This is a genomic window from Pedobacter sp. (genome assembly GCF_045628745.1).
Classification (GTDB): Bacteria; Bacteroidota; Bacteroidia; order Sphingobacteriales; family Sphingobacteriaceae; genus Pedobacter.
In genome coordinates this window covers 1-10,453 of record NZ_JAZQPU010000313.1, presented here as the reverse complement: position 1 = coordinate 10,453, position 10,453 = coordinate 1, and the positions used below count along the sequence as shown (strand labels likewise).

General features: G+C 38.2%; 6 protein-coding genes and 1 pseudogene. 4 read left to right on the top strand and 3 right to left on the bottom strand.

Annotated elements, in window-relative coordinates; translation table 11 throughout:
* Window positions 1-1,505 (bottom strand): annotated as a pseudogene (locus ACR2F7_RS11465) (alpha-rhamnosidase); the annotation flags it as partial.
* A gap of 427 nt (window positions 1,506-1,932) precedes the next feature.
* Between ACR2F7_RS11465 and ACR2F7_RS11460 the strand changes: the two are divergent.
* From ACR2F7_RS11460 to ACR2F7_RS11450, 3 genes are all read left to right on the top strand, one after another.
* On the top strand, window positions 1,933-3,834 hold the full coding sequence (locus ACR2F7_RS11460) for an RICIN domain-containing protein (protein WP_432713699.1): 1,902 nt from the start codon (window positions 1,933-1,935) through the stop codon (window positions 3,832-3,834).
* Window positions 3,835-3,950: 116 nt separating this feature from the next.
* Window positions 3,951-5,345, top strand: a complete 1,395-nt coding sequence (locus ACR2F7_RS11455) for a GDSL-type esterase/lipase family protein (protein WP_432713698.1) — start codon at window positions 3,951-3,953, stop codon at window positions 5,343-5,345.
* A gap of 227 nt (window positions 5,346-5,572) precedes the next feature.
* Entirely contained in the window at window positions 5,573-5,899 is a 327-nt protein-coding gene (locus ACR2F7_RS11450) for a hypothetical protein (protein ID WP_432713697.1), read from the top strand.
* Between the two features lie 8 nt (window positions 5,900-5,907).
* On the opposite strand, the gene ACR2F7_RS11445 is transcribed toward ACR2F7_RS11450, so the two are convergent.
* Entirely contained in the window at window positions 5,908-7,320 is a 1,413-nt protein-coding gene (locus tag ACR2F7_RS11445; RefSeq protein ID WP_432713696.1) for an MFS transporter, read from the bottom strand.
* A gap of 238 nt (window positions 7,321-7,558) precedes the next feature.
* On the opposite strand from ACR2F7_RS11445, the gene ACR2F7_RS11440 reads away from it, so the two are divergent.
* The gene (locus ACR2F7_RS11440) at window positions 7,559-9,916 is read left to right on the top strand and encodes a mechanosensitive ion channel family protein (protein ID WP_432713695.1); all 2,358 of its coding nucleotides are present in this window, start codon (window positions 7,559-7,561) and stop codon (window positions 9,914-9,916) included.
* 264 nt (window positions 9,917-10,180) lie between these two features.
* Here ACR2F7_RS11440 and ACR2F7_RS11435 read toward each other — a convergent pair.
* Window positions 10,181-10,453 (bottom strand): DoxX family protein (locus tag ACR2F7_RS11435; protein WP_432713694.1); only part of this gene is annotated, 273 nt, incomplete at its 5' end.

Genomic DNA, 10,453 nt, shown 5'->3' with positions numbered 1-10,453 from the left:
GCTCTTTGTCCAGTTAACTTGTCCTTCAAAAAGTCACTATCAGCACGGTACATCCAATAATCATGTAACATACCAATATACCAAAGCGAAAATGTAGAGATAATTTGCGTACTCTTTGTTGGATAACGACTCATGGTCACTCCTTCGGTCAAGCGAGAACGATCCATCAAAGAAAGTGCATTTTTAGCCAGCCTATCATCACCACTGTTATAATAGGAGACCATTGCTTGAATACGAGTATCACCAATGTACTGTAATTGCTCATAATAAGGACAGTCCATGTACGTTTCCCAGGCATTTAATCTAACAGTGCGCCAGCCAATATCAAGAATTTGATTGATTTCAGGATTATCAGCCTTGAATACGTAATTGGCTTTGAAGGGATATCCAGTGAAGGTGCCATAAATGTCATTAATAACCAACGGTTCATTTTTGGTATGTACGATAAGCTTTATATATCGGTACGAGCGATAGTTGAGTGTGGTAAATGATTGGTTATCCTCTCCACTAGCTAGCAAGCTATCTATTCGCCCAATAAATTTTTTCCCGGTTACTTCATTACGGTTACTCTTACGCAATTCGTTAGGTTTACTTTCCTTATCGTATAGCGTTTCTGCATAGCCTAAAGATATACCAGCGTCTTTACCTTTACTAAAATTTAAAGTGACATAAGCATTTGTAATATAAGTCTGGTCGAGAAGCAATGTTACTGTACTGTTAGCCGGAACAGTTAAAGGAACTTTTTTATCTGGAAATCCCGAAGGAGCATTTATACCTGATATACTACGTAATTTAGGTATACGCTGATAAGTTAATTCCATTTGGGGGATAGTAGATGGCACCAGTTGCCAGGCTAATCCATCAGACATTCCCTTAAGTTTACCGTCGAAAAGCTTAGCTGCAGCAGGCCAGGCATTATCGTTGTAAGTTACAGCGTTCCATTCTCCTTTAACGGTTTGGTTCATATCAACATATTGGCCAGTACTGGCTGCAAAAAAATAACCTTGTATAGGATGGTGGCCTTGATCTTGCATGCATTTCCAGCTTTCATCTGTATTTAAAATTTCTTCTGCAGGTGAACTTCCTTGTAAAATAAAAGCAGTTCGCACGCTTATTTGAGCTTCTGGTCTATATTGTGCCTCATTCCAAACAAGCGCAGCAATTGTATTTTTACCTGCAGTTAAATAGGGAGATAAATCGACTGTCTCATAATTCCAAAAAAAGAGATCACCTCTAGCTGGCCCCATAGAGACAATTTTTCCGTTTACATATAATTTATAGCGATTATCTGCGGATACATGAATTGGAAATGAATTTGGTTTTTCTTTCAGGTCTATATTTTTTCTAAAATAAAATACGCCATAATCAGTTCCTTTATCATTAGCATATGCAATCCACTTGGCATTCCACGGTTGTTTCTGGGAAGAATTAATGGCAGAGTAAGCATTGCCTTTCGATGAAAAAACACAAAAAAACAAGCATAGAAAGTATAAATATTTGGTCATCCTATTTAGGTTAAGTTATTAGTTAATATCAACTGTAAATCGTATTTCTGTTGAAGCAAACTATAATCAAGCAATTGAAAATGTCAATCGACTTTTCTCTAGATATGTATGTTATAATTCCATGTTGTCTACAGGAAAAATACCCAATGGTCAATATGATTCTGGTTAAATTTGGTTATTTATTTAAACGCAATATAAAACGATTTACCAAGATTATAAAATTTTATATTATTTTTTTTATTCCACAATGTTTCTTGTTAGTGAGAAATATTAGCCAACATTCCTTTAAATGAGGATATATTGAAAAAGAATAAATTATCCTATCAGTGGTTAACCCACTAAACAGAATATTTTTTTTTGCTAAAACGATTTTTTAGCCTAGCTTTACCTATAAACTCAAACCAAATATATTTAACCACTTAATGTTATGATTAGAAAACTATTGTTTTTATTAGGAATTGTATTGATCATTTCCTGCAAAAAAGAACGTGAAGAGCCACCAAGTCCTGGCCGAATGATCAAAGATTTCAAAGTCGAGAATGGTCAGTACGGTAATGCAAGCATTTACTCCGAAAACGATAACAATAAAGTTTTAATAAGGCTTACCTCCAAGGCAGATCTTAAGGCAATAAAGCCCATTATTAAAATCTCTGATGATGCGACAATCACTCCATCTTCTGGACAGCCCATAGATGTTTCGGTTAATAATAAGGTTATCTATACCGTAACTGCAGCCTCTGGACTAAGCAAAAAGTGGGAAGTTGAATTTAGAGTCTACGAATCGACCATAAGTGATTATGGTACTTACAAAATCTCTAACATCTCTAACTCCAAAGTAATGCAAGTAGTAGGGAATATTTCATTTAATGAAAAGTACTTACCTAATGCCACGATGAATGTTGGAGATCCCGAAATTGAAACTGGTGAAAACCTAAAAAGATGGCAGGAATGGGACATTATCTATAACTCTACAGATAATGGTCAAAAATATTACCAGTTAAGAAACCTCCACAGCGGAATGTTTCTCAATGCTGCTGCAAACTCCACCGCTGGCCTGCCAGTGGTTCAGAATCGTGAACTTAAAACTGCTATTGATGCACAGTTATGGAAAATAGAAGAATCTTTGCAGGCGGGAAAATACCTCATCTCAAATAAAGCAAACGGACTATATTTAACTTTAAGTGGTACAGGAAGTGCCATCAAGGTTACGCAAGAAGCTTCCTTAGATGTTGATAAACAAAAATGGGAAATTATAAATCTTCCAAAAAACAGCTATCGTGATGGAGAGGTTACCAATTTCTTTAACAGAACAACAGGGTCTGTAGCCTTTGACCAGGGAAATAGTATCCCCCTTTCTGACGGACGAGTCCTTTGGATAACACAGGATGCTTATTATCAAGGTTCTTTAACGGCTAATGGCAACCTGAATGGTAGCCATTTTATCTCCTACTCTAACTCTATTATTATTCAACCATCTATTAACAACTGGAGTCCCGCTGCACCAATGATGACTGCTGATGGAGCATCTAGTGGAGGAATAGGCAATATCATCACCAAACAGGCAGGGAAAACCTGGAGCTGGCCGGGTCCTGGCGTACAGATTGGTAATACGGTTTACATCCAAAACACTGAAGGTCAAGGATTAGGGACAAATGAGGATACACAATCTATTTTTAAACTTACTCCTTCAACTGCCACGCATTGGACCGTTACCAGAACAACCCCACCAGGACTTACTGCATCTGGAGCAGCAATTCGTTACGGCACAGGTATGGTTAAAGCAAATGATGGTTATGTTTATTCTTATGGTAGTCGTTCAAATGCAAGTAGTTTTGGTTACCAAACTTATGTGCATGTTGCGCGTTTTCCACAAAACGATCCTTTAAACTGGACTTTTTGGAATGGCACTACCTGGGCAGCTACGGCATCCACTGGCGCAACGGCGCATGTCAATACCGGACTAGGAACAAATTGTGTATCTTTTATGAATGGAAAATACATTCACTTAGCAATGGATCAAGGATTTTACTGTGGAATTGCTTCCATCAATATGTATATCTCCACAAGTACGAGCCCAACAGGTCCTTTTACTACAAGGAAATTAGTTCACAACTTTACAGAGTTTTACAAAGGTTTTAACGCTAAAGTCTATACCCCATCTATCCATGTACAAGCTGAAAATGGCAGAAATGAACTATTACTAACTTACAGTATGAACTATGGTGCTTGTGCTTCTAACGAAAATGCATTGGAAGCCGATGGCACACGTGATCCTTATTATTATAGGGTAAAAGGAATTCGTGTTCCCTATGAAATGATTGGCTTATAAAAATTAAAAATCGCCCGCATCAGCTTGATCGGGCGATTTTTTTCTATTAAATTGACATCAATATCTCTTTTTCCGTTTTTCAATGAACAAAAGTTCATGATTAAATTATACCAATAATGCATTCTAGCTATATAAAAAAACTATATCTTTTCGCTTTAACAGTCCTCTTATCGTTTAATGCAAAAAGCCAAGCGCTGCATTCACATCAAAGCGAGGATAAATTCGTTAGCAATACTCATCAGCGCAGCATTCCTTTTTTTGCTAGAGTCTCCTCAGAAAACCTTTCAGATTCAAACAGTAAGCCTGTAAAAATCATTTATTTTGGATCGTCAGTACCTTACGGACATGGCGCCACTAACTTTAAAGGGTATACCAGCTTATTTTCAGATATCCTCAAAAACCGGACTTCGCCCTTTGGAACTATTTTTGAAACGGTAAACATCAGTAGAGCCGGTGACAATACCATTGGCGTACTTAATAGATATAACAAAGACCTCCTACCTCAAAAAGGTAAATATGTCATATTTGCACTCGCCTTAGGAAATGAAGGTATCCATGAACATGGCCAACCCATGTTTGAGCAGTTCGAAAGAAATATTAAGCGCTTAATTGAAAAAGCCAGAGCTGATGGCTATATTCCTATCCTTACCAACAGCTATACCAGAAATGACTATAATGCACAGGATTACGCATTCATCAAAAAGATGAATTTATTGATTCACCAAATGGATGTTCCAAGTATTAATTTACTTGGTGCAGTGGACAATCTTTCAGGAAAGTGGATGGACGGTTTTTGGGCCGATGGTGCACATCCAAATGATGCCGGACATGCAGAAATGGCTTTAACAATTGTCCCTTCCTTATTCGATGCCCTTGAGCAGCAAAAACCTATGCCAAAAAGCACAAAAGGATCATCCATTAAGTTGTCTAAAAATAGATCAAAGAGTATTACTATAGCATTTACACCGGAACAAAAAATTCATCCCTTTACAACAACCATCAGTTTTAAAACGGGTAAACAAGGCACCATTCTGCAAATCAACGATAGCACTGGAAATGGAAAAGTATCGGTGTCAAAGGATGGCAAGCTAGTTTATTCATCCTCAAAATCGGGTATCATAACAGGTAGCAGTAAAGTAGATGACAACAAGTGGCATAAAATCTCAGTTACACACTATTATGCAAAAGGTATCACTATGCTTTATTGTGACAGCACTTTACAGGGAACTGTAAATGAAAAGCTTATCACTACGGGAGTAAATATAGGTGGTAGCGAAATACCCAAAAAAATATCTTTTAAAAACTGGCTTTTCTACCGGTCTGCGATGAATAGAGAAGAAATTAAATATCTGGTCAAAGATTCCCTGTTGCAATCCAGTCTGGAATTATATGCACCACTGGATCAAAAGAAAAAAAGTTATTCTAATCCGCTGATTAACCTTGCACAAAGCCTTAATACCATCCAAAAAATTACGATTAAAAGACCTACAGTAAGCAGTAAAAATAAATAGCTATTCAAATAGCTTCCTAATTGTAAGCTATTCTTGTCGATAAATGATTAAATTCTGGTAAATAATAATTCATCATTTCCAGAATTTATCATTATGAAAAGCTTCCTCGTAAACACAGTGTATATACAGCAAGGATGAGTAAATTTTGTTTAAACTTAGTGCCTTCTAATATGTTATCCCATTATAAGAGGAAATTTCAGTAAAGGCTATTTAAAATCTAATTGAATATGAAAAAATTAATCAAGGCAATGTTACTGGTCGTAGGTACCAGCATTGCAATGTCGGGCATGGCACAAGACAAAAAAAAAGACACCATTAAGGTAAACCCAGATCCGGCAATCAAGAAAACGGCTAAAACCGTAGGTAATAAGACTGCAGAAATTGCCGTAAAAGGTACCTCAGCTATCGTTGACAAAAAGTACAAAGGCAAGATCGGTCCTGATGGACAAACCATATATATTGATAACAAATCAAGGTATTATTATATAGATGCTAAGGGGGCAAAAGTATTTCTTCCTAAGTCTAAACTAAAAGATAAAGCAGCAAATCCTTAGTAACATGCCTACCCCTCATCAGACTTCATATTGTCACCATCTTTAAAGTGCAACCTTCTAAAGATAAAACCTGATAGAATGGTTAAAGTGCCTACCACTAAAAATGTATACCTAAAGGCATTATGAATTTCATTGTTAGTCAATTTCACGTCTCCCTGAAAGATCTTCAGCACAATTAGTCCAAAGGCAATACCAAAGCCAATGGCTAATTGCTGGTTAACGGAAATTAAAGAATTACCGCTACTGGTATGGTACAGTCGCAAGTCAGCAATGGAAATGGTGTTCATTGAAGTAAACTGTATAGAATTAAAGAAACCCAATACAGCAATAATGGGCATGTACCAGTAAATGGAAGAATTAACAGCCGGTATAGCCATGCAACAAATTAAAAAGCCTATCACAAAGGTATTTGTCATTAAGGTGGCTCTATAGCCAAACTTGTTTAATATTTTTATCACTACAGATTTACCAAACATGGCCGTTATAGCCATTGGCGCGACGATCCATCCGGAGGTAACTGCAGACTGGCCGTAAGCAATCTGGATCATCATAGGCAGCAACAGCGGAATAGCGCTAATACCCAAACGCGTAGCCAGGTTACCTATAATACCTACTCTAAAGGTTCTCACCTTAAACAGGTTCAAAGGAAATATGGGATTATTGTCGGTCGAAGCATGTCGGTAATAAAAATACAGCATTAGAAAACCAGATAATAAGACCAGCAGAACAGGTGTAACATGAACGGTATTACCGAAGAGCTCTAAGGAAATGGAAAGCAGTAAAGACGCTGCAGCAAAGATGAGGAAGCCTTTCAGGTCGAAATCTATAATTGGCGACCGGTAATCTGGCATATATTTTATACTCAACACAATACCAATCAAACCAATAGGAATGTTGATCAGGAAAATCCAGTGCCAGGATAAATAGTCAACCATATAGCCACCTACCAGTGGCCCTAACACCGGGCCAATTAGGGCAGGGATGATGGCGAAATTCATCGCTTTCAGCAAATCCTTTTTAGGGAAGGTTTTAATTAAGGCTAATTTTCCAACAGGAGTCATCAAACTGCCCCCTACCCCCTGTATCATTCTCGCAATTACGAGCTGTGTTAAATTTTGAGAAAGAGAACAAAACAGCGACCCTGCACCGAATAAGATTAAGGAAAAAATAAACACTTTTCTGGTACCAAATTTATCAGAAAGAAAGCCACTTACCGGCATAAACACAGCCAGAGTGAGCACATAACTAATAATGGCGTTCTGCATATTCAATGGCGATTCATTCAAATCTTTGGCAATGGCAGGCAATGAGGTGTTCAAAATCGTTGAATCAAGCATCTGCATAAAAATGGCGGTTGCCAGAATTATGGGGAGTATCTTTTTTGTAAACTCTGGCGTTTGAGCGGATACCTTTGTATTCATTGTCATGTTTTAATTGAAAACCAGGATTGAAATCGCTTCAAAGGTACATAAGATGTACGTTATGATGAAGTTCATCGTTGTAATGTAACAAAATTGATGGTCACGAATTTTAAACACTTACCAATCAAAAAATTGTTGTAAGGAAAAACTGCAAGTTATCACATTCTATTAACTATTTTTGCAAAATCCATGTGCATAATGATGTGTCATGGATAAAATGCACGCACCTTAAAATCTAATGAAAGTCAAACATTTCTTCTCCTTTTTTCTACGCAATACCCTCACATTAATCACTATCCTGTTCTTTTCCAACACTATTTTTGCACAGAAAAACAAGCCAATGGAAGATAGCCAGGACATGGCTATCCTCGCTGACTCAGCTACCTTAACCAAGGGCGATTACCTGGTCCATCTTCAACAAGTATTTGAAACTGTTAACAAAGTTCCCGTTACAGTGGGCTCTTTTAAAAAATTGAAGCCAATAGCAGCCTACCTCACACAAGATGAGGCCGCCATTTCTTTGTTAAAAGACAGGCTTACCCAGGGTGATCGCACGCTGAACCTGCAAAACCTGCAGATGGATCAAACTTTACTTCAAGAACTTCAGGCCAACAATAGAGATTGTCTCGAAGATCTTGATGAGTACGAAAAGGAATTAAGAGAACTTAAAACAGAACTTCTGACGCTGCGCAAAGACACCGTGCTGGTTAAACTCTTTACCTTGCCCTCCATGCGTGTCATGTTTAAAGACCAATTTGCTGAATTGAAGGAAAAAGGCCTGGTGATGGATAGCCTCCTAAAGAGCACCACAACCTCTATAAATGACTTACAGGCACGTACATCAGCTAACCTGATCAACATTAAAGAACTCATTTATCTTACAGAAGGACAACTTGAAGCGGTAAGCATCAAAGCTTTCGGAAAAGAGCGACGTTACCTTTGGGAGCCCTCCAAAGCAAAGAGCAGCGGTGTTGGTTTCAAGGATTTTATTACTGGCGAGAAAGAAATATCTGCCTATTACTTTGTGTATACCCGCAGCAGTCGCGCTTTACTACTCTTTACCTGTATAACTTTCTTTTTTTGGGTGTTTTTTAATTTCAGGAGCATGAAACAGCGCGATCGTCTGGAAGCGCTTGATGATTTTACCTTGTTAAGTCCGCAGCCTTACCTCATCGCTTTTATGATGCTCTTTACCCTTGCACCCATCTTCGACCTTAAAGCCCCGGCACTTTACATCGAATCCGTACAGGTCTTACTGGCCATTGCACTCACTCTTTTTTTCCGTAAAAGACTGCAGAAGAAGTTATTTTACCATTGGTGTTTCTTTGTCCTGCTCCTACTCACTCCGGTCTTTTTCCGTCTTTTAGGCTTGCCACCAGGAAAGCAACGCTGGCTATTACTTTTCTTAAGTGTTACTTCCAGCATATACGGTATCATTACCTTGAAGAAAATGGATGAGAAAACTAAAAAGTATAAAATGATCCTGATCACCGTATTTATTTTTACTCTTTTTGCTGTCATTGCCACTTTATGCAACATCTTTGGCCGTTTTACCCTTACCCAAATATTCTATTCTACCGGCGTAAACTCCTTGTTAAATGCGATATCCTTAACCCTGTTGGCCAAAGTATTTGTGGAAGCCTTTTTGCTGCAGATGAAAAGTAGCAGAATCCGGAAAGGTTATCCTGAGTATTTCGACTGGCGCGCGGTTACCTCTGGTCTTAAAAGGCTTACCGGTATAGGTGCTGTTATCATCTGGTTTGTGGTGTTTACCACCAACCTTAATATTTTCAATGGTCTGTATGAGTCTTTAATGGAGATTCTAACTGAAAAAAGAAATGTAGGAAACTTCACTTTTACTTTTGGCGGCATCGTGCTCTTTTTAGGAATCATTTGGACAGCTAACTTTTTACAGAAATATATTGCTTATTTCTTTGGTGATACCGGCGACGATAACATTGAAGACAACAAAGGGGAGCGCTCTAAATTACTCGTAACCAGACTAATACTACTTATCGGAGGATTCCTGATGGCGGTAGCCGCATCGGGATTACCAATAGATAAAATTACCGTCATTCTTGGTGCCCTGGGTGTTGGTATTGGTTTGGGTTTACAGAATATCGTCAGCAATTTTGTATCCGGAATCATCCTAATTTTTGATAAAACTATCCGCATTGGAGATGTGGTAGAGTTAAGCAATAAAAAAGGAAGAGTGAAAGAGATTGGTGTACGTGCAAGTACATTACTGAGTGACGAAGGTGCAGAAATTATTATTCCTAACGGATCTATCTTGTCTAACAACATCATTAACTGGACGTTGAGCAATAACCAAATGCGTGTTGACATTTCATTAACCATTGCCAAGCCGTTCAACTCAACGGAAGTTGTAAGCCAGATCAGAGAAATTATCACCCAAAATGACAATGTTTTTATCAATAAAGAACCCGTAATTTTGATTAGCCCTGTCAATAAGCTCAACAGCAATGTAAAAATCTACTTCTGGTGTAAAAATATTTCCAGCGCAGATTTGACAAGGAGCCTTATTGTAGCACAAATTTTTGAAGCCTTTGAGGAGAAAGAAATAGAGCTTGTTTAATCCTGTAGAATTAACTGCAAAATTATACAAGCCGTCATTATTCAGCTTTTCCGTCTATGCGATAAATGACGGGGTGCCAGGCGAAAATTCCCTCGTTGTTTCTCACGTGCCCTATTCCCGGGAAGGACGCATCGGCTGCAGCTAACCAATAACGTTCATCAGCTGCTTTAGTTAAAGCAACCTGACGTGATATGCTACCAGAATGGTCTTCATGAATATGCATAAGATAGAGCTGCTGAGTTCATTTTCTAAAAAATGGTCGGATCAGCGCCTTCCCCAGGCAATAAATAAGGCCAAAGCCGCAACAAACAGATTTATAGCTATTTGTGAAGCTTCACCGCGTGAAAGGTGAAAAATGATTGCAGAAATCATCAAAACAATAACCCCTAATGCGGTATAAGTTGTTAGCTGTGGTTTAATGTTTAATAAAGCCGGTAACACGAGTCCTAATGCACCCAACATATCAAAAATACCAGAAATGGTAACGAGTTGATGTTGACCGGCCGTCCAGGGCCACATTACTGCCAGCTGTGCAGC